Origin of the sequence: Micromonospora sp. RTGN7 (genome assembly GCF_033804645.1) — a bacterium.
In the GTDB taxonomy this organism is placed as follows: domain Bacteria; phylum Actinomycetota; class Actinomycetes; order Mycobacteriales; family Micromonosporaceae; genus Micromonospora.
Window position 1 is genome coordinate 102,493 of the sequence record NZ_JAPZLF010000011.1, and the last position, 18,280, is coordinate 120,772.

The 18,280-nt window shown below is 74.5% G+C and carries 19 protein-coding genes; 16 read left to right on the forward strand and 3 right to left on the reverse strand.

Features of this window, described 5'->3' with window-relative positions; translation table 11 throughout:
• Positions 1 to 13: 13 nt before the first annotated feature.
• From folK to SNR22_RS18150, 5 genes are all read left to right on the forward strand, one after another.
• Positions 14 to 541: a 2-amino-4-hydroxy-6-hydroxymethyldihydropteridine diphosphokinase gene (folK, locus tag SNR22_RS18130; protein ID WP_320067781.1), complete on the forward strand. Its 528-nt coding sequence runs from the start codon at positions 14 to 16 to the stop codon at positions 539 to 541.
• Between the two features lie 19 nt (positions 542 to 560).
• On the forward strand, positions 561 to 1,097 hold the full coding sequence (locus SNR22_RS18135; RefSeq protein WP_320067782.1) for a DUF3180 domain-containing protein: 537 nt from the start codon (positions 561 to 563) through the stop codon (positions 1,095 to 1,097).
• A 117-nt stretch (positions 1,098 to 1,214) separates the two neighbouring features.
• Positions 1,215 to 2,435 (forward strand): ABC transporter permease, encoded by a 1,221-nt coding sequence (locus SNR22_RS18140; RefSeq protein ID WP_320067783.1) that lies wholly within the window; start codon positions 1,215 to 1,217, stop codon positions 2,433 to 2,435.
• Between the two features lie 140 nt (positions 2,436 to 2,575).
• Positions 2,576 to 2,884, forward strand: coding sequence for a hypothetical protein (locus tag SNR22_RS18145; protein ID WP_320067784.1), 309 nt, complete (start codon positions 2,576 to 2,578; stop codon positions 2,882 to 2,884).
• 62 nt (positions 2,885 to 2,946) lie between these two features.
• On the forward strand, positions 2,947 to 3,447 hold the full coding sequence (locus SNR22_RS18150) for a hypothetical protein (RefSeq protein WP_320067785.1): 501 nt from the start codon (positions 2,947 to 2,949) through the stop codon (positions 3,445 to 3,447).
• Between the two features lie 18 nt (positions 3,448 to 3,465).
• On the opposite strand, the gene SNR22_RS18155 is transcribed toward SNR22_RS18150, so the two are convergent.
• Complete coding sequence (locus SNR22_RS18155) at positions 3,466 to 4,455, reverse strand: ABC transporter ATP-binding protein (protein WP_320067786.1); 990 nt, start codon at positions 4,453 to 4,455, stop codon at positions 3,466 to 3,468.
• 2 nt (positions 4,456 to 4,457) lie between these two features.
• Between SNR22_RS18155 and SNR22_RS18160 the strand changes: the two genes are divergently transcribed.
• From SNR22_RS18160 to SNR22_RS18175, 4 genes are all read left to right on the forward strand, one after another.
• Positions 4,458 to 5,141: an ABC transporter permease gene (locus SNR22_RS18160; RefSeq protein ID WP_320067787.1), complete on the forward strand. Its 684-nt coding sequence runs from the start codon at positions 4,458 to 4,460 to the stop codon at positions 5,139 to 5,141.
• Positions 5,142 to 5,235: 94 nt separating this feature from the next.
• Positions 5,236 to 5,961, forward strand: a complete 726-nt coding sequence (locus SNR22_RS18165; protein ID WP_320067788.1) for an ABC transporter permease — start codon at positions 5,236 to 5,238, stop codon at positions 5,959 to 5,961.
• 179 nt (positions 5,962 to 6,140) lie between these two features.
• Positions 6,141 to 7,145 carry a glycine betaine ABC transporter substrate-binding protein gene (locus SNR22_RS18170; protein ID WP_320067789.1) on the forward strand — a complete coding sequence of 335 codons (1,005 nt, stop codon included), beginning with the start codon at positions 6,141 to 6,143 and terminating at the stop codon, positions 7,143 to 7,145.
• A 103-nt stretch (positions 7,146 to 7,248) separates the two neighbouring features.
• Positions 7,249 to 8,856, forward strand: coding sequence for a hypothetical protein (locus SNR22_RS18175; protein WP_320067790.1), 1,608 nt, complete (start codon positions 7,249 to 7,251; stop codon positions 8,854 to 8,856).
• 25 nt (positions 8,857 to 8,881) lie between these two features.
• On the opposite strand, the gene SNR22_RS18180 is transcribed toward SNR22_RS18175, so the two are convergent.
• Positions 8,882 to 10,042 carry an NADH-quinone oxidoreductase subunit D gene (locus SNR22_RS18180; RefSeq protein ID WP_320067791.1) on the reverse strand — a complete coding sequence of 387 codons (1,161 nt, stop codon included), beginning with the start codon at positions 10,040 to 10,042 and terminating at the stop codon, positions 8,882 to 8,884.
• 5 nt (positions 10,043 to 10,047) lie between these two features.
• A complete protein-coding gene (locus tag SNR22_RS18185) occupies positions 10,048 to 11,076 on the reverse strand; it encodes an SAM-dependent methyltransferase (protein WP_320067886.1) in 1,029 nt (342 codons plus the stop codon).
• Between the two features lie 226 nt (positions 11,077 to 11,302).
• Between SNR22_RS18185 and SNR22_RS18190 the strand changes: the two genes are divergently transcribed.
• From SNR22_RS18190 to SNR22_RS18220, 7 genes are all read left to right on the forward strand, one after another.
• Entirely contained in the window at positions 11,303 to 12,277 is a 975-nt protein-coding gene (locus SNR22_RS18190) for a Rossmann-like and DUF2520 domain-containing protein (RefSeq protein WP_320067792.1), read from the forward strand.
• A 59-nt stretch (positions 12,278 to 12,336) separates the two neighbouring features.
• A complete protein-coding gene (gene panC, locus SNR22_RS18195) occupies positions 12,337 to 13,173 on the forward strand; it encodes a pantoate--beta-alanine ligase (RefSeq protein WP_413775656.1) in 837 nt (278 codons plus the stop codon).
• 33 nt (positions 13,174 to 13,206) lie between these two features.
• On the forward strand, positions 13,207 to 13,632 hold the full coding sequence (panD, locus tag SNR22_RS18200) for an aspartate 1-decarboxylase (protein WP_320067794.1): 426 nt from the start codon (positions 13,207 to 13,209) through the stop codon (positions 13,630 to 13,632).
• 110 nt (positions 13,633 to 13,742) lie between these two features.
• Positions 13,743 to 14,639 carry a septum formation family protein gene (locus SNR22_RS18205; protein ID WP_320067795.1) on the forward strand — a complete coding sequence of 299 codons (897 nt, stop codon included), beginning with the start codon at positions 13,743 to 13,745 and terminating at the stop codon, positions 14,637 to 14,639.
• A 79-nt stretch (positions 14,640 to 14,718) separates the two neighbouring features.
• Positions 14,719 to 16,413 carry an L-aspartate oxidase gene (locus tag SNR22_RS18210; protein WP_320067796.1) on the forward strand — a complete coding sequence of 565 codons (1,695 nt, stop codon included), beginning with the start codon at positions 14,719 to 14,721 and terminating at the stop codon, positions 16,411 to 16,413.
• A 55-nt stretch (positions 16,414 to 16,468) separates the two neighbouring features.
• Positions 16,469 to 17,410 carry a carboxylating nicotinate-nucleotide diphosphorylase gene (gene nadC, locus SNR22_RS18215; RefSeq protein WP_320067797.1) on the forward strand — a complete coding sequence of 314 codons (942 nt, stop codon included), beginning with the start codon at positions 16,469 to 16,471 and terminating at the stop codon, positions 17,408 to 17,410.
• A 32-nt stretch (positions 17,411 to 17,442) separates the two neighbouring features.
• Entirely contained in the window at positions 17,443 to 18,201 is a 759-nt protein-coding gene (locus tag SNR22_RS18220; protein WP_320067798.1) for a type III pantothenate kinase, read from the forward strand.
• Positions 18,202 to 18,280 lie beyond the last annotated feature (79 nt).

Here is an 18,280-nt window from a genome sequence, read left to right on the forward strand (position 1 = left end):
CCGGGGGGGCCGGGTGACACGCGCCCTGCTCTCCCTCGGCAGCAACCTCGGCGATCGGCTGGCCCAGCTGCGCTCGGCCGTGGACTCCCTCGGCGAGGCGGTGCTGCTGGTCTCCGGCGTCTACGAGACCACGCCCTGGGGCGACGCGGACCAGCCGACGTACCTCAACGCGGTGGTGCTGGTCGAGGACCCGGCGGCGGCCCCACGGGACTGGCTGGAGCGGGCCCGGGCCGCCGAGCGGCGGGCCGGCCGGGAGCGCGACCCGCAGCGCCGGTTCGGCCCACGCACCCTCGACGTCGACGTGGTCGCGGTGTGGGACGACGCCGGCGAGCCGGTGCTCAGCGACGACCCCGAGCTGACCCTGCCGCATCCCCGGGCCCACCAGCGGGCGTTCGTGCTGAGGCCGTGGATCGACATCCAGCCGTACGGGCGGCTGCCTGGGCACGGTTGGCTCACCGATCTGCTGATTGCCGAACCGGTGGCCGGCGACGCCCAGGAACTGAGTCCCCGGCCGGATCTGGCGTTAGAGTCGTCGACATGAGCCAGTGGAGCCGGCCGGCATGACCCAGGCACAGTCCCCGCCGCCACGCGGGACGGACCCCGACCGGTCCAGGATGGGTGCCACCCGGATCTCGACCCTGGTCGTCGCCGGTCTGGCCGCCGCCGCGGTGGCCTGGCTGCTGATCAGCGCCCGCTACGGCAACTTCCCCCGGCTGCCCTGGCTGCCGGTGGTCACGCTGGCCGCGCTGGCGGTGCTGGAGGCGTATGCGGCGGTCAACACCCGGAGCCGGATCGAGCGCAAGCCTGGCCGGGACCCGGTGGACCCGCTGATGGTGGCCCGGTTTGCGGTGCTGGCCAAGGCGTCCGCGCTGGCCGGCGCGATTCTCGCCGGCTGGTGCGCCGGGCTGACCGGGTGGCTATTCGTCGAGCCCACCCGGGCCGCCACCGAGGACCTCCCGGCGGCCGGCGCGGGCCTGCTGGCCTCGCTCGCGTTGGTGGTCGCCGCGCTCTGGCTGGAGCGGTCCTGCCGGGTGCCGGAGCCGCCGGAGGACGATCGCGACGCCGATCAATGGGAGGGCCGCCCGGGCCAGCGCTGAGCGGGGGGTTACGTCCGGCCCGCCGCGCGGGTACCGTGCCTGGCGACCGGAGAGCAACGGCCGCCCCGGTCCGCCCGGGTCGGACCCTGCGGCCGTGACCTGGGAAGGGCACTCGTCATGGGGTACGACGATCCGGGCCGTGGCGCCCCGGTGGAGCCTTCGCTGATTCTGCCCTCGGCGGTGCTGGCGAACGTCTTCGACGACCCGGCGCACGGCGAGCCGGGGCGGGACAGGGTCGCCGTACACGTCGCCTGGGAACTGGTGCTGGCCGCCGGAGTGGCCGTGCTGACCGGGCTGCTGTGGCGTGACGATCCGGCCGCGCTGCGCGGCGACGGACTGCGGGCCCTGCTGGTCGACGTGGTGGCGGTGGGGCTGTTCGTCCTGGCCGCCAGCCTGAGCCTGCGGACGGCGGCGGTGAACCTGGCGGTCGGGCCGGTCGCGGTCGCCACCGCGCTGCACGTCGCCGAGCAGGGCGACCGGGGAATGGAGATCGCGGTGGGCCACGCCGCGGTGGTGGCCGCCCTCGGTGGGCTGGTCGTGGGGCTGGCGGTGGTCGTGCTGCACGTGCCGGGCTGGGCGGCGAGCCTGGCCGGCGCGGCCGGCGTGGTGGTGTACATCCAACGGCGTGCCGAGCCGGTCCTCGTCCAGGGCGGGTACGACCACTTGGACACCGCGTTCTACCTCTTCGCCGGCTTCGCCGCGGTCGCGGTGCTCGGTGGACTCTTCGGGGCGATCCGTCCGGTGCGCAGACTGACCGGCCGGTTCCGACCGGTCGCCGACCCGGCCCGCCGCCGGGGCGCGACGGCCGGCACGGTCGTCGTGGCCGCGTTCGTCCTCTCCACCGTCCTCGCCATGCTGGCCGGCGTCCTGATCGCCGGCAACACAGCCGAGCCGGTTGTCCCGACCGAGGGGCTGGGCTGGACGGTGCTCGCCGTCGGCACCGCGCTGTTCGCCGGCACCAGCGCGTTCGGCCGGCGCGGTGGGATCTTCGGAACCCTGCTCGCGGCGAGTCTGGTCGCCGTCCTGCTCGCCTGGTCCGAGGCCCGGGGCTGGCGGATCAGCCGGTGGACGGTGGGTGGGGCCGCGCTCGGCGTCGGCCTGGTGGTCACCCGGCTCGTCGAGGCGTACGGGCGGCCCCGGCAGGCGGGCGCGGACCCGCAGACCGGTCCGAGCGGCGACGGCACGATCAGCTCCGGCTGGTCGGTGCCCCGGCCGGCGCCGGTCGAGGACTGGCCGCCCGCCCTGCCCACCCGGTCCGAGGACACCCCCGCCGACCCCTGGGACGCGTCCCGCTGGGACGCCCCGAGTCCCCGGCGCTGGGACGGCGGCGACCGCTGACGGCCGGTCCCCGCCGCAGGTCACCGGCCCGGTGGGGGGAGACCGAACGGCACCCCCGGTCGATGCGCCGAAAGGTGACCCCGCCGGACGAGTCCGCGTCCACCGCGCTGCCGGTGATCTCGCCGGTTAGGCTCGGCGACATGACCGAGACACCTTCCACCGGTACCGACGGGCACACGTTCAAGGAGTTGGACGCGCTCTCCACCGAGGAACTGCGGGAGCGGGCGTTCGCGCTGGCCCGGGAGCGCCGCGACGTCGGGTTCTTCTGGTCGGTGCTGCGCCACCTGCCGAACGCCGACGAGGCCGCCGCGTTGGACGGTGCGCCGAACTCGGTCGGCCCGACCATCGACGAGGCGGCCGCGCTGTGGCGGGAGCTCACCGGGCACGGCTACGAGGAGTCGGAGCCGCTGCTGCGCGCCAAGTTCATCGACTACCTGATGAAGCGCTAGTCGGGCCCTTCTCAGTGGCCCGCAGGTTTGCCCGCCGGGCCGCGCCGGGAACTGGTCGCGCCATGGCTCTCACCAACCGTTCCGGTCCGGTCAGCGGTTACGGGACTGCGGCCGGCACCGGCACCCTCGCGGTGCTGGTGCTCGTCGGGGTCTGCGGCAGCCCGTTGTATGTCGGGTGGGCGGAGGACAACACCGACCCGAACGGGGCCGGCGGCTGGTTCCTGCGGCTGCTCGCCTGGCCGGCCTGGCGGTTCAGCTCCGACGACTCGGGGCAGGGGGTGCTCGCCACCGACCTGCGGGCCATTCTGCTGGTGATCCTCGCGGCGGCCCTGCTGTACGTGTTGCCCGCCTCGCAGGTGGCCCGGGTGCAGGGGTCGGTCAGCCAGTTCTTCTCCGGCTGGGGTGCGTACGTGCTGGCCGCCGGCCTGGCTGCGCTGTTCAGCACGCTCCTCGGGCCGGACCCGTCGCTGCTCGCCGTGTTCCAGGCCGCCGGCACCGGCGCCAGCTACGGCTTCCTCTCCGGCTGGATCATCGGCACCGCCAGCCTGGGCGGCCGAGCCTGACCCGGCCACCCGACGCGGTTACCGCACCGTACCCAGGGCGCGTTCCCGAGTGAGCACCCCGGCCGGCCGCCCGTCGGCGGTCACCAGCGCCCGGTCCACCCCGGCGGTGAGCATCACGGCCAGCGCGTCGTACGCCGACGAGCCCAGCGCCACCTCGGGCAGCCCGCCGGCGTCGGTCGGGGCCGGGTCCAGCGCCTCCCGGGTGACCGGGGTTACGGCGAGCGCCCGGATGCCCCGGTCCGCGCCGACGAACTCCCGGACGAAGGGGGAGGCGGGCGCGCCGAGCAGTACCGCCGGGGTGTCGTACTGCTCCAGCCGGCCGCCCTCGGAGAGCACCGCGATCCGGTCGCCGAGCCGGACCGCCTCGTCCAGGTCGTGGGTGACCAGCACGATGGTCTTGCGCACCTCGGCCTGGAGCCGGAGGAACTCCTCCTGCAACCGGGTCCGCACGATCGGGTCGACGGCTGAGAACGGCTCGTCCATCAGCAGCACCACCGGGTCGGCGGCCAGCGCTCGGGCCACCCCGACCCGCTGCCGCTGGCCGCCCGACAGCTCGTGCGGGTAGCGCCGGCCGAACTGCGCCGGATCCAGCCCGACCAGCTCCAACAGCTCCTCGGAGCGGCGGCGGACCCGGCCCCGGGCCCAGCCGAGCAGCCGGGGGACGGTGCCGACGTTGGCGAGGACCGTCTGGTGTGGGAAGAGGCCGACGTTCTGGATCACGTAACCGATCCGGCGGCGCAGCTCGACCGGGTCGACCCGGGTCACGTCCTCGTCGCCGAGCAGGATCCGGCCGCCGGTCGGCTCGATCAGCCGGTTGACCATCCGAAGCACCGTCGACTTGCCACAGCCGGACGGGCCGATCAGCACCACCAGTTCGCCGGCCCGCACCTCCAGGCTCAACTCGCGGACCGCGTCGGTGCCGTCCGGGTAGCGTTTGCGGATGCCGTCAAGGGCGATCGACGCGGCGCTGCGGCCGGCGTCGCCGGTGGGTCCCGGGGTAACGTCCACGCATGTCCTTCCGCCTGAGCTACCGGGCCGACCCGGGTAACCCGTGGTTCTCCTGGCAGTACGTGCGGGACAACTCTGACACGATCCTCGCCGCGCTGCGGGACCACACCTCGCTGACCGCGCGGGCGGTGCTGATCGCGGCGCTGGTGGCCCTGCCGCTTGCCCTGGCGGCCCACCGGTTCCGCTCGCTCGCCGGCCCGATTCTCGCATTTACCGGCGTGCTCTACACGATCCCGTCCCTGGCGCTGTTCGCCTTCCTCGCGCCGTACCTGGGGATCGGGGCGGTGACCGTGCTCAGCGTGGTGGTGCTGTACGCGCTGCTGGTCATCGTCCGCAATGCCCTCGCCGGGTTGGGTCAGGTGCCGCCCGAGGTCCGTGAGGCCGCCGAGGGCATGGGATACGGCCGGTGGGGCCGGCTGCTGAGGATCGAGCTGCCGCTGGCCCTGCCCGGCATCCTCACCGGCCTGCGGCTGGCCACCGTGTCGACCGTGGCGCTGGTGACCGTCGGGGTGGTGGTCGGCCGAGGTGGCCTGGGGCAGCTCATCTTCGCCGGCTTCCAGAACAACTTCTACAAGGCCGAGATCATGACCGGCACGCTGCTCTGCGTCCTGCTGGCCCTGGTGCTGGATCTGATCCTCGCCGGGATCGGCCGGGCGGTCACGCCCTGGCTGCGCGGGGCGCGATGAGCGGCCACCGCACCGGCCCGGCGAGCAGTGGCGGGGCGGGCCCGGCGAGCATCCGTGGGGCGGGCCCGGCGAACGACCAGGGGAGGGGAGCCCGGTGAGCAACCCGGTCGGCCAGGCGGTGCTCTGGCTCAACGACCCGCTGAACTGGACCAACCCGGGCGGCGTCCTGGACCGGCTCGGCGAGCACCTGAGCATCTCGATGGCGGCCGTGCTGCTGGGCTGCCTGGTGGCCTGGCCGGTCGGGCTCTGGCTCGGGCACACCGGCCGGGGCGGTGGGCTGGTCGTGCTCGTCTCCAACGTCACCCTCGCCGTGCCGACCCTGGCCCTGCTGACCATCCTGCCGCTGACCTTCCTCGGCTTCGGCCGACCGTCGGTGGTGGTCGCGCTGGCCGTCTTCGCGGTGCCGCCGCTGCTGGCCAACGCGTACACCGGGGTGCGGCAGGTCGATCCGGAGGCCCGGGACGCGGCGCGCGGCATGGGGCTCTCCGGCGGGCAGGTGTTGCGCCGGGTGGAGCTGCCGCTGGCGGTGCCGTACCTGGCGGCCGGCTTCCGGACCGCGGCGGTGCAGGTGGTGGCGACGGCCGCGCTGGCGTCGTTCGTCAACGGCGGCGGCCTCGGCCAGATCATTCGGGCCGGGTTCGGCCTGGACATCGCCGCCGGGGGTGGGCAGATCATCGCGGGGGGCCTGCTGGTGGCCGGCCTGGCGATGTTGGTGGAGCTGGTGCTGGCGTTGGTCGAGCGGGTGGTCACCCCGCGTCCGCTGCGGCCGGCCCGGCGGCGGGCCAACCGCCGCGCCGCGGACGCTGTCGCCGGCAGCTGAGGGCGGCCCGCCCACCGCCGTGGGTCTGTGTGACGATCCGGTGACGAAGTCGGCCTCGGGTTGTCGGTGTCGGGCGGCAGGATGTTGGGTGGGAAATCGCGGGCGGCGACAAGAAGGTTCGCCCGTCGGACACGCGGCCGGCCCGGACGGGTCGCGCCGGGACACGGAAGGCGGGCTTGATGCGCGCACATACACGCCTGGCGATCGGCGCGATCGGCGTCCTCACGGCGGCCGGTCTCCTTACCGGCTGCGGTAACGCCGGGTCCTCCGGGACCGAGGCGCCCGAGCAGGGCGCGTCGGGGGCCGGTTGCGCCCCGGTGGCTGGTGACCAGTTGGTCGTCCTGACCGACGACAAGAAGCTCCAGAACAGCGACAACATCCTCCCGGCGATCAACGCGAAGGTGGCCGGGCCGCAGCTGGTGGCGGCGCTGGACAAGGTCTCCGCGGCGCTGGACACCCCGAAGCTGATCGGCCTGAACAAGGCCGTCGACGTCGACCGCAAGACCTCGAAGGTCGCCGCGGAGGAGTTCGCGGCGGCGAACAACCTCACCCAGGGGCTGGAGAAGGGGCCGGGCGGCGCGATCGTGGTGGGCGCCGGCAACTTCAGCGAGAGCCAGACCGTTGCCGAGCTGTACCGGATCACGCTCACCGCTGCTGGTTACCAGGTCAAGGTGCAGCAGATCGGCAACCGGGAGCTCTACGAGCCGGCCCTGGAGAAGGGCGAGATCCAGGTCGTTCCGGAGTACGCGGCGACGCTGGCCGAGTTCTTCAACACCAAGGCCAACGGCAAGGGCGCCGCGCCGGTCTCCTCGCCCGAGTTGGAGAAGACCGTGGCCGCCCTCAAGGCCAGCGGCGAGAAGGCCGGCATCGCCTTCGGCGCGCCGTCCGCCGCGCAGGACCAGAACGCGTTCGCCGTCACCAAGGCCTTCGCCGACAAGTACGGGGTCAACACCCTCTCCGAGTTGGCCGCCAAGTGCTCCGGCAGCGCCACGGTGCTGGCCGGCCCGCCGGAGTGCCCGCAGCGTCCGCTGTGCCAGGCCGGTCTGGTCAAGGTCTACGACTTCAAGGCCGGGTCGTTCAGCTCGCTGGACGCGGCCGGCCCGCAGACCAAGAACGCGCTGAAGACGGGGAACGCCAGCGTCGGTCTGGTCCTCTCCTCCGACGGGGCCCTCGCCACCAGCTGACCCAGCACCGGCTCGCCGGCGGCCCCGCGCCGCCGGCGACCGGTGTTCGTCAGGGAGCCTGCCCCGTTCCCAGCGGCTGGAACTCTCGGTAGGCTGCACATCCATGCCCGCTCCGGTTGTTGTCACCGACAGGCGTGATTCCCGCCTACTGCCCGTGCTCTTCTGGATCGGTGTGGCACTCGCCCCGGTCGCGGCGTTGATCCTGTTGGTCGCTGACGGAAACGGGCCGCTGCGCTTCGCCGCCGTGCTCGCGATCGTGGCGGTGGTGCTGATCGGCCTCTCGATCGCGCTGCGCGACGGCGGCGCGAGCCAGGCCGAGATAGAGCAACTGCGCGACGAGGTCGAGGAGCTACGCGGCGAGGTCGAGGAGCTACGCGGCGAGGTCGTTATCGCCGCGCAGCGCGGCAACCAGGCGTTCGACGCGTCCCAGCGGGTTCAGGACCAGGCCTCGGCGCTGCGCCGCCGGCTCGACGCCGCCGCGGCCGGGATCGCCGCCGACCCCGAACCGCCCGCCGGGGATCGGGCCAGCGCGGGCCGCGCGCGGGTCCCGGTCGTCGAGGTGCACGACGACGCGGATCGACCCCGGGACGCCGACGATGTGCCGCCCGGCCGGGCCCGGGTGCCCGGTGCATCCCAGCAGGGCGGCCACGAGCCGCCCGTCCGTCGATCCCGGCCCGCCCACGAGGGCGACGATCCGTCCGTCCGCCGGTCCCGGCCGGACCAGTCCGACACCCGGTCACCCCGGCCGTTCGGCCCCGATCCCGCCTCGCGCCCAGTCGGCACGGTCCGGCACACCGAGACGGTGCACGTCACCACCCGGCACACTGTGGTCGACGGACCGGACCCGGGGGCAGGGCCGTACGGCGGAAGTCCCGCCGGCCGCTGGCCGCCAGCGCCGCAGGAGCGACCGTGGGCCAGCGCGGCGGTCCCCGCACCGGAGGGCCGCTGGCCCGGCTACACCGATCCACCCCCGCCCGCCCGCCCCGAACAACCCGACGGCGCGATCCGGACGGGCAGTCACGACGACGCGGGCAGTCACGACGACGCGGGCTGGACGGGTCACCGCGACGGGCGGGGCTGGGCCGACCAGCCCCGCCGGGGAGACCCGGCCGACGAACACCGTCGAGCACACCCGGCCGGCCTGCCCGGCCGGGTGAGTCAGGCCGACGGGTCCGGCCGCACCGGTGAAGGCGGACCTCGGCGTTCCGAGGGGCGCTCGTGGGACGCGCCCGCCGAGGCGGGTTGGCCGGCCGGCGCCGGTCCTGTCCGGGCCTACCCGCCCGAGCCGGCGCCGACCGGTTCCGATCAGCGGTCGGAGCTGCGGGCCGGCGACCGCTGGGCCGAGGTACGCGACGACGACCACGGCCGCGAGGTCCAGATCGGCGAGCGGCGGGCCACGGCGCGCGTGGACGCCGCCGGCAGCGGTTACCGCTTCGAGGACCGCTGGGCGTCGGTGCGTGGTGGCCCGGGGTGGGACGGTGAGGCATGGCCCGAACCGCACCCGCCGGAGCTCCCCCCGGGCGGGGCGCCGGTCCCGTCCCAGTGGCGACCACAGGCCCAGCGCGAGGCCCGGCCGGCCGGGCCGGGGCGCGCGTCGGTGCCCGAGCCGGACCGGCCCAGCCGGCACCAGCGCGCCGACGAGGGTCGGTACGCCCACCCGCCCCGGGACGACCCGCCCCGCGCCGGCGGCGCGCCGGGCCGCTGGCGCTGACCCCCGAAAGGTCGGTACCCGCGGGCTACTTGTCGATGTCGCCCACCACGAAGAACATCGAGCCCAGGATGGCGATCAGGTCCGGTACCAGGCAGCCGGGCAGGAGCGTGGCCAGCGCCTGCACGTTCGCGTACGAGGCGGTGCGCAGTTTGAGCCGCCACGGGGTCTTCTCGCCCCTCGACACCAGGTAGTAGCCGTTGATGCCGAGCGGGTTCTCGGTCCACGCGTAGGTGTGCCCCTCGGGAGCCTTCACCACCTTCGGCAGCCGGGTGTTCACTGGCCCGGTGAGCCGGTCCACCCGGTCCAGGCACTGCTCGGCGAGGTCGAGCGAGGCGTACACCTGGTCGAGCAGCACCTCGAAGCGCGCGTGGCAGTCCCCGGCGGTCTTGGTGACGACCGGCACGTCGAGCTGGTCGTACGCCAGGTAGGGCTCGTCGCGGCGCAGGTCCAGGTCCAGCCCGGCGGCGCGGGCGACCGGACCGGAGGCGCCGAACGCGGCGGCGTCCGCCGCGGTGAGCACCCCGACGCCGACCGTGCGGGCCAGGAAGATGTCGTTGCGCCGGATGAGATTGTCGAGGTCCGGCATCCGGCGGCGCACCTCGCCGATCGCGGCCCGGGCCCGCCCGGTCCAGCCCGCAGGCACCTCCTCCTTCAGCCCGCCGACCCGGTTGAACATGTAGTGGATCCGGCCGCCGGAGACCTCCTCCATCACCGTCTGGATGGTCTCCCGCTCGCGGAACGCGTAGAACATCGGGGTGATCGCGCCGATCTCCAGCGGGTACGAGCCGAGGAACATCAGGTGGTTGAGCACCCGGTTCAGCTCGGCCAGGGCCATCCGCAGCCAGGTGGCCCGCTCGGGCACCTCCATGCCCATCAGCCGTTCGACGGCGAGCACCACGCCCAGCTCGTTGGAGAAGGCCGACAGCCAGTCGTGCCGGTTGGCCAGCACGATGATCTGCCGGTAGTCGCGCACCTCGAAGAGCTTCTCGGCGCCCCGGTGCATGTATCCGACGATCGGTTCGGCGGAGATCACCCGCTCGCCGTCGAGGACCAGCTTCAGCCGCAGCACGCCGTGCGTGGAGGGGTGCTGCGGGCCGATGTTGAGCACCATATCGGTGCCGAGTTGCTCCCCACCGGCCCCGGTGCCGACGGTCAGCGCGCGCAGGTCACCGGTCTGGTTGGTCATGACCGTCATCGTGCCATGAGCGGATCGACGCCGACGTCGACGCCGACCGGCTGGAGCAGCCACCGGTGCCCGCCGAGCCCGGCCGGGTCGGTCAGTTCGGTCACCGCCGATGCGGCGGCGAGCGCCCGCACGTACCCGGCCGGGTCGGTGGCGGCCAGGCTCAGCGCCGGTCGCCCGCCATCGGCCCCGAGCGCCCGCAGCGCCTCCCGCTGACCCACCAGCGTGTACGCCGTCCCGGCCGCCGCCGCACCGGCCGTGCCGGCCGAGTCCAGGGCCACGTGCGCGGTCACGTCGCAGGACCCGTCGGGTACGGGTGGCACCTGACGCCCGCGCCGGTACCCGGTCAGCGTGCCGTCGCCGGGCCGGTCGTGGGCGATGTGTCCGTAGTCGACGGCCAGCGCCAGCCCTCGGTCGACGTGGCGCACCGCACCGGCCCAGGCGTCGTCCCTGGTCCGGCCGATCTCCGCCCGTCCCGTGGTCGCCGCGGGCCGGCTCGTGGTGGCCACGTCGGGGGTCGGCCACCAGGCGGCGAGCCAGTCGGCGTCGGCTCCGTCCACCGGGTCGCCGACGGTCTCCTCGCCGGTCGCCGGGTCGACCAGCAGGTACCGCCACCCGTCCCCGTCCCGTACGGCCACGTCGAGGGGCACGTTGTCCAGCCACTCGGTGGCGAGCAGCAGCCCGGTGACCCCCGCCGGGACCGCGTCGGCCCAGCCGATCTCCGCCGGGAGGCCGGCGGGCCGGGGGGCGAGTTCGACGGCGGTGAGCCGCAGCCGGTGGGCGAGCGGGTCGTGGGCGAGCCCTGCCAGGGCGAGTAGCAGTTCTCCGCGCCCGGCGCCGACATCCACCACGTCGAAGCGGGCGGGGAACCCGAGGGCGGAGTCGAGGCGGCGGACGAGACGCGACAGCGCCGATGCGAACGCCGGTGCGGCGTGCACGCTGGTCCGGAAGTGGTCGGCCGGCCCCGGCGCGGACACGAAGAAGCCTCCGGGCCCGTACAGCGCCCGGCTCATCGCGTCCCGCCACCGGAGGGGCATCAGCGCATCCCGCGTTTCAGGGTCCGTCACCGGGCCGACCCTACGGTGGGTGGGCGTGGGACGAATCGCGATCCCGGCGTTGGCGGCCGTACCCCCTGCTCCTGGCCGGTCGCGCGTCGGTCGGCCCCGGTGGTGAAGGTTTTCACACCTTCTTGGTGCGGCTCCGTGACCGCGGCGCATACTTGCCATCGACCGGTACCCCCTTTCAGAGGACTGGATCGTTGCCATGAGCGCACCGCCGCGCCCGCGTCCGGCCGCACCCTCCGGGGCCGCCGCACCGGGCGGCGCCCCTGCCGGCGCCCCGCTCGTCTTCCCCCGCGTGCTCACCGTCGGCGTCATCGGCGCCGGCCGGGTTGGCGCCGTGCTGGGGGCCGCGCTCGCCGACGCCGGCCACCGGGTGGTCGCCGCCTCCGGCGTCTCCGGGGCCAGCACGGCCCGGATCGCCCTGCTGCTTCCCGAGGCCCGCAACCACTGCGCCACCTCCGTGGCCCACGCCGCCACCGACCTGCTGTTGATCGCCGTGCCCGACGACGCGCTCGCCGGGGTGGTGGCGGGTCTGGCCGAGACGGGCGCGCTGCGCCCCGGCCAATTGGTCGCGCACACCTCCGGCGCGCACGGGCTGGGCGTTCTCGCCCCGGCCGCCGCCGTCGGGGCCCGTCCGCTGGCCCTGCACCCGGCGATGACCTTCACCGGTACGCCGGACGACCTCGGCCGGCTCGCCGGCATCTCGTACGGGGTGACCGCACCGGCCGAGCTGCGCCCGTTCGCCGCCCGGCTGGTCACCGACCTCGGCGGGGTGCCCGAGTGGGTGGGCGAGGCCGACCGCTCGCTGTATCACGCGGCGCTGGCGCACGGCGCGAACCACCTGGTCACCCTCGTCAACGAGGCGGCCGACCGGCTGCGCGACGCCGGGGTGGCCCAGCCGGAGAAGGTGCTCGCCCCGCTGTTGCGGGCGGCGCTGGAGAACGCCCTGCGCCTCGGCGACGACGCGCTGACCGGGCCGGTGTCCCGGGGCGACGCCGGCACCGTACGCCGACACCTGGAGCGGTTGGCCGCGACCGCGCCCGAGTCGGTGGTCCCGTATCTGGCCCTGGCCCGGCGGACGGCGGACCGGGCCATTGCGGCGGGCCGGCTGCGGCCGGCGGACGCCGAGTCGCTGCTCGACGTGCTCAGTGGGATGCATCGGGAGGTGGCAGCGTGAGAAATGGCGATCTTGCGAGATCCGCGGTCGCGAACCGAGGCGGCGTTGGGACGGCGGTGGTGCGGACCCGCGACGAGTTGGGGAGGGCGCGCGCCGCCCTGACCGGCACGGTCGGCGTGGTCATGACCATGGGGGCGCTGCACTCCGGGCACGAGACGCTGTTGCGGGCCGCCCGGGAACGGGCCGACCACGTGCTGGTGACGATCTTCGTGAATCCGCTCCAGTTCGGCCCGAACGAGGACTTCGACCGGTACCCGCGCACGCTGGAGGCGGACCTGGAGGTCTGCCGGCGGGCCGGCTCGGACGTGGTGTTCGCGCCGAGCCGCAAGGAGATGTACCCGGAGGGTGAGCCCCGGGTCCGGGTGAACCCGGGCCTGCTCGGCGATGACCTGGAGGGGCTGAGCCGGCCGGGCTTCTTCCACGGCGTGCTCACCGTGGTGCTCAAGCTGTTCCAACTCACCCGCCCCGACCTGGCATTCTTCGGCGAGAAGGATTACCAGCAGCTCACCCTGGTCCGGCGGATGGCCCGGGACTTCGACGTGCCCGTCGAGGTGGTCGGCGTGCCGACCGTCCGGGAACCGGACGGGCTGGCCCTGTCCTCCCGCAACCGCTACCTCTCGGCGCAGGAACGGGCGGCGGCGCTGACTCTCTCCGCCGCGCTGCGGGCCGGCGCGGAGGCCGCCGACCGGGGCGCGGACGCCGGCGCGGTGCTGGCGGAGGCCAACCGCGCCTTCGGCGCCGGCACGCCGGGCGCCCAGCTCGACTACCTGGTGCTGACCGATCCGGACCTGGAGCCCGGCCCGGTCGTCGGCCCGGCCCGGCTGCTGGTCGCGGCCGGGGTCGGCGCCACCCGGCTCATCGACAACGTGGCGATCCGCCTCGCCCCTCATTCCTGACCCGGCCCTCCCCGCCCCGCGAAAGGCACCCCGATGTTCCGCACCATGCTCAAGTCGAAGATCCACCGGGCCACGGTGACCCAGGCCGACCTGCACTACGTTGGCTCGGTCACGGTGGACCAGGACCTGCTCGACGCGGCCGACCTGCTCCCGGGTGAGCAGGTGGCGATCGTGGACGTCACGAACGGGGCCCGGCTGGAGACGTACGTGATTCCCGGCGAGCGGGGCAGCGGCGTGATCGGCATCAACGGCGCCGCCGCGCACCTGGTGCACCCCGGCGACCTGGTCATCCTGATCTCGTACGGGCAGTTCGACGACGCCGAGGCGCGGGCGTACCGGCCTCGGGTGGTGCACGTCGACGCCGACAACCGGGTGGTCGAGCTGGGTGCCGATCCGGCTGCGGCGGCACCGGGCACGGCCGGCGCCCCGGTTCCCAGCCCGCTTGCCGTCGTCGGCTGACCTCGGTCGGCCGGGCAGCCCGGAACATCGGGTCGTGCGCGGTCTGTCACCGATGGCCGTCTCTGGTTACTCTTGGGTCGCCGTCGTGAGCTGGTGGTTGGGGAGGCCCGATGCGCCGTGCGATGACGACCGTCTGCGCCGCCCTGGTCGCGGCGGTCATGCTGGTCGGTTGTGGGGGCTCCGCGGGGCTCGACGGCGACCTCACCGACGACTGGGCGGCCCTCGCCCCCGCCCGCCCGTTCACCCCGGCGGCCGGGGTGTGCCAGGTCGCCGACTTTGCCGAGGTGGTGACCCTGGCGGCGTACGCCCCGGTGGACTGCACCGTCGGGCACCGGCTGGAGACCGTGTACGTGGGCCCGTTCCCGGCCGATCGGCCTGCCCCGCCCGCCAGCGCCTCGGCGGAGCTGCGCGGCGCGTTCGCCGACTGCGACGCGAAGGCCACCGGGTACGTGGGGGACGACTGGCGGGCCGGCCGGCTCCGGCTGGCCGTGGCGCTGCCGTCGAAGCTCGGCTGGGCGTCCGGGGCCCGCTGGTACCGCTGCGACCTGACCGAGGTGAGCACCGCCGAGGCGGGCGCCGTGCCGGTCACCCGCACGGGCAGCCTGCGGGATGCGTTGAAGGGGCCGTCGGCGCTGCGGTTGGGCTGCCAGCGCACCCGGGCCGCCACGACCCGGGGGGCGCAGGTGCTGACGCCGGTGGCCTGCGCCGTCCGGCACGACGCCGAGTTCGTCGGGGTGTGGAAGGCACCGGACCGGCCGTATCCGATCCGGGACGCCGACTGGGCCCCCTTCTTCGTCGGCTGCCGCTCGGCGCTCGCCCGCTACGTCGGGGTGCCGGACGACGCCAGCCTGCTCTACCGCAGCGGCGTGGTGATTCGCCCGCCCGGCGCGGGGCGCTGGCGGGTCGGCGACCGGGGCGTCCGCTGCTACCTGTGGCTCAGCGACCGAAAAGTGACCGCCTCCCTGAAGGGTGCCGGCCCGGCCGGGCTGCCGATCCGCACGAGGTAGCGGCACCGGACACGGTGGCCGAAACCGCTCGTCCTGCCCCCGCCGCCCGGGGTGAGGATCGTTCGGGTTGACTGTGCCCATGGACGTACCGACAGCCGCCCTGCCCGCCCTGCCGTCGCTGCTGGGCGCGCCCGCGCCCGGCTGGGTGGAGACCACCGACGTGATCGTGGTCGGCTCCGGGGTGGCGGGGCTGACCGCCGCACTGCACCTGCGCGAGGCCGGCCTGCATGTCACCGTGGTCACCAAGGTCAACATCGACGACGGCTCGACCCGCTGGGCCCAGGGCGGCATCGCCGCCGTGCTCGACCCGACGGACACCTCGGCGGCACACGCCTCGGACACCGAGGTCGCCGGCGTCGGGTTGTGCGACCCGGCGGCCGTCCGGGTGCTGGTGGAGGAGGGGCCGATCCGGCTGCGGGAACTGATGCGCATCGGGGCGGAGTTCGACCGCAACCCGGACGGCTCGCTCATGCTCACCCGCGAGGGCGGCCACCGGGCGGACCGGATTGTGCACGCCGGCGGGGACGCCACCGGCGCGGAGGTGCAGCGGGCGCTGCACGCGGCGGTCCGCCGCGACCCGTGGATCCGGCTCTTCGAGCACGCCCTGGTGCTGGACCTGCTGCGCGCCCCCGGCGACGGGCCGGGCGGGCTCGGCCCGGCGTGCGGGCTCACCCTGCACGTCCTCGGCGAGGGCAGCGAGGACGGCGTCGGGGCCATCCTGGCCCGCGCGGTGGTGCTCGCCACCGGCGGGATGGGGCAGATCTTCTCGGCCACCACCAACCCGGCGGTCTCCACCGGCGACGGGGTGGCGCTCGCACTGCGGGCCGGCGCGGCGGTCACCGACGTGGAGTTCGTCCAGTTCCACCCGACGGCCCTGATCACCCCGGCCGGGGCCGGGGCGTCCGATGCCGGCCGGGCCCAGCAGCCGCTGGTCTCCGAGGCGCTGCGCGGCGAGGGCGCCCACCTCGTCGACGGCGACGGGAAGCGGTTCATGATCGGCCAGCACGAGCTGGCCGAGCTGGCCCCCCGGGACGTGGTGGCCAAGGGCATCCACCGGGTGCTGTTGGCCGCCGGGGCCGACCACGTGTACCTCGATGCCCGGCACCTCGGCGGGAACTTCCTCGCCGGGCGTTTCCCCACCATCGTCGCGTCCTGCCTGGCCATCGGGGTGGACCCGGCCACCGACCTGATCCCGGTCGCACCGGCCGCCCACTACGCCTCCGGCGGGGTCCGCACCGACCTGCGCGGCCGCACCTCCATTCCCGGCCTGTACGCCTGCGGCGAGGTGGCCTGCACCGGCGTGCACGGCGCGAACCGGCTGGCCAGCAATTCGCTGCTGGAGGGGTTGGTCTTCTCCCGCCGGATCGCCGAGGACATCGCCGCCGGCCTGCCGGAGCAGGTCCAGCCGGCGCCGACCGGGGCGTGGATCGGCGGGGGCGGCTGGGTGGTGCCCGCCGACGGGACGCCGGCCCTGCAACGGGCGATGACCCGGGGCGCGGGGGTGCTCCGCTCGGCGGAGACACTCGCCGGCACGGCCGCGACCCTCGGCGAGCTGGGCGCGGCCCGTGGCACCCCGCGCACCGCCGACTGGGAGGCGACGAACCTGATCACCGTGGCGTCGACCCTGGTCGCCGCCGCGTACACCCGCCAGGAGACCCGGGGTTGCCACTGGCGGGAGGACTTCCCGACGGCCGACGAGCGGTGGCTGGGCCACCTCGTCGGCGCGATCGGGGTGCAGGGCCGGTTGACGTCTCAGTGGGAGGCAAGAGCGTGAACGCGAGGAGTAAGCCGGTCCGGCGAGCCAGGCAGTCGCGAACTGAGGAGTCACGGTGAGAGAGACCACGCAGCGGGCGTTGCGGGACGGCGGGCTCGACCCGGCCGAGGTGCGGCGGGTGATCATCACCGCGTTCGCCGAGGATCTCGGCCCGGAGTTCCTGGACGTCACCAGCGTGGCCACCATCCCGGCCACCCAGACCGACACCGCCGACCTGGTCGCCCGCGCCGACGGGGTGGTGGCCGGGCTGGCCGTCGCGGCGGCCGCGTTCGAGCTGGTCGGCGAGGTGACCGGCTTCACGCCCGGCTCCGAGGCCGCGCCGGGCGGCGCGGTGCCGGGCGGTGGTCGTACCGTCGAGGTGACGTTGGTGGCCCGCGACGGCCAGCAGGTGGCCCGCGGCGATGTGCTGGCCACGGTGGCCGGTCCCACCCGGCTGCTGCTCACGGCCGAGCGGACCGCGCTCAACCTGCTCTGCCGACTGTCCGGTGTGGCCACCCACACCCGGGCCTGGGCGGATGCCCTGGCCGGCAGCAGGGCGATGGTGCTGGACACCCGCAAGACCACCCCGGGCCTGCGGGCGCTGGAGAAGTACGCGGTACGCACCGGCGGCGGCACGAACAAGCGGATGGGACTGCACGACGTCGCCATGATCAAGGACAACCACAAGTTCGCGGCCGGGGGCGTCGCGGCGGCCTACCGTCGGGTCCGGGAGACCTTCCCGGACGTGCCGGTGCAGGTGGAGGTGGACACCCTCGCCGAGGCGCTGGAGGCGGTCGAGGCCGGCGCGGACTTCCTGTTGCTGGACAACATGACCCCGGCGACGCTGACCGAGGTGGTGGCCGCGGTGGGGAACCGGGCGGAGCTGGAGGCGACCGGTGGGCTGACCCTCGACGTGGCGGCCGAGTACGCCGCATCCGGGGTGGACTACCTGTCGGTGGGGGCGCTGACCCACTCCTCGCCGATCCTGGACGTCGCGCTGGACCTGCGGACGGGATGAGCGGGTCGCCGCCCGGCGTCTAGGCTGCGTGCGTGCTGCTCTGCATCGACATCGGAAACACCAACACCGTGCTGGCGACCTTCGACGGCGACAAGCTGGTGCACTCCTGGCGGATCAAGACCGACGCCCGCTCGACGGCGGACGAGCTCGGGCTGATGTTCCGTGGGTTGCTGGCCGCTGACGCCGTGGAGATCACCGGGGTGGCCGCCTGTTCGACGGTGCCGGCCGCGCTCCGCTCGCTGCGCAACATGCTGGCCCGGTACTACGCCGATCTGCCGAGCGTGGTCGTCGAGCCGGGGGTGCGCACCGGCGTGCAGCTCGCGATCGACAACCCGAAGGAGGTCGGCTCCGACCGGGTGGTCAACACCCTCGCCGCATACACCCTCTTCGGTGGGCCGTCGATCGTGGTGGACTTCGGCACCACCACCAACTTCGACGTGATCAGCGGCCGGGGGGAGTTCCTCGGTGGCGCGTTCGCCCCGGGCATCGAGATTTCCTTCGACGCCCTCGCGGCCCGCGCGGCGCAGCTGCGCAAGGTGGAGGCCACCAAGCCCCGGTCGGTGATCGGCAAGAACACCGTCGAGTGCCTCCAGTCCGGCCTGTACTTCGGGTTCGCCGGCCAGGTCGACCGGATCGTCGAGCGGATGGTCGAGGAGTTGGGTGAGGTGAAGGCGGTGATCGCCACCGGCGGGCTGGCCTCGGTGGTGATCGGCGAGTGCCGGACCATCACCCACCACGAGCCGATGATCACCCTGATCGGGCTGCGAATGGTCTACGAGCGCAACATCTGAGCCGGAGGGCCGCCTTGGCGGCGCCTCCGGTCACGCCCACCCCGAGGTGGCCGGTGGCCTCGGCGCGGCGGCGCCGAAC

What these genes read in the sequence shown, in the direction of transcription:
- SNR22_RS18135 (WP_320067782.1), top strand. Translation starts at nt 561, where the DNA reads ATGACCCAGGCACAGTCCCCGCCGCCACGCGGGACGGACCCCGACCGG.
- SNR22_RS18210 (WP_320067796.1), top strand. Translation starts at nt 14,719, where the DNA reads ATGGACGTACCGACAGCCGCCCTGCCCGCCCTGCCGTCGCTGCTGGGC.
- SNR22_RS18160 (WP_320067787.1), top strand. Translation starts at nt 4,458, where the DNA reads ATGTCCTTCCGCCTGAGCTACCGGGCCGACCCGGGTAACCCGTGGTTC.
- SNR22_RS18170 (WP_320067789.1), top strand. Translation starts at nt 6,141, where the DNA reads ATGCGCGCACATACACGCCTGGCGATCGGCGCGATCGGCGTCCTCACG.
- SNR22_RS18150 (WP_320067785.1), top strand. Translation starts at nt 2,947, where the DNA reads ATGGCTCTCACCAACCGTTCCGGTCCGGTCAGCGGTTACGGGACTGCG.
- SNR22_RS18185 (WP_320067886.1), bottom strand. Translation starts at nt 11,076, where the DNA reads ATGCCCCTCCGGTGGCGGGACGCGATGAGCCGGGCGCTGTACGGGCCC.
- panD (WP_320067794.1), top strand. Translation starts at nt 13,207, where the DNA reads ATGTTCCGCACCATGCTCAAGTCGAAGATCCACCGGGCCACGGTGACC.
- SNR22_RS18175 (WP_320067790.1), top strand. Translation starts at nt 7,249, where the DNA reads ATGCCCGCTCCGGTTGTTGTCACCGACAGGCGTGATTCCCGCCTACTG.
- SNR22_RS18190 (WP_320067792.1), top strand. Translation starts at nt 11,303, where the DNA reads ATGAGCGCACCGCCGCGCCCGCGTCCGGCCGCACCCTCCGGGGCCGCC.
- SNR22_RS18140 (WP_320067783.1), top strand. Translation starts at nt 1,215, where the DNA reads ATGGGGTACGACGATCCGGGCCGTGGCGCCCCGGTGGAGCCTTCGCTG.
- SNR22_RS18180 (WP_320067791.1), bottom strand. Translation starts at nt 10,042, where the DNA reads ATGACCAACCAGACCGGTGACCTGCGCGCGCTGACCGTCGGCACCGGG.
- SNR22_RS18205 (WP_320067795.1), top strand. Translation starts at nt 13,743, where the DNA reads ATGCGCCGTGCGATGACGACCGTCTGCGCCGCCCTGGTCGCGGCGGTC.
- SNR22_RS18145 (WP_320067784.1), top strand. Translation starts at nt 2,576, where the DNA reads ATGACCGAGACACCTTCCACCGGTACCGACGGGCACACGTTCAAGGAG.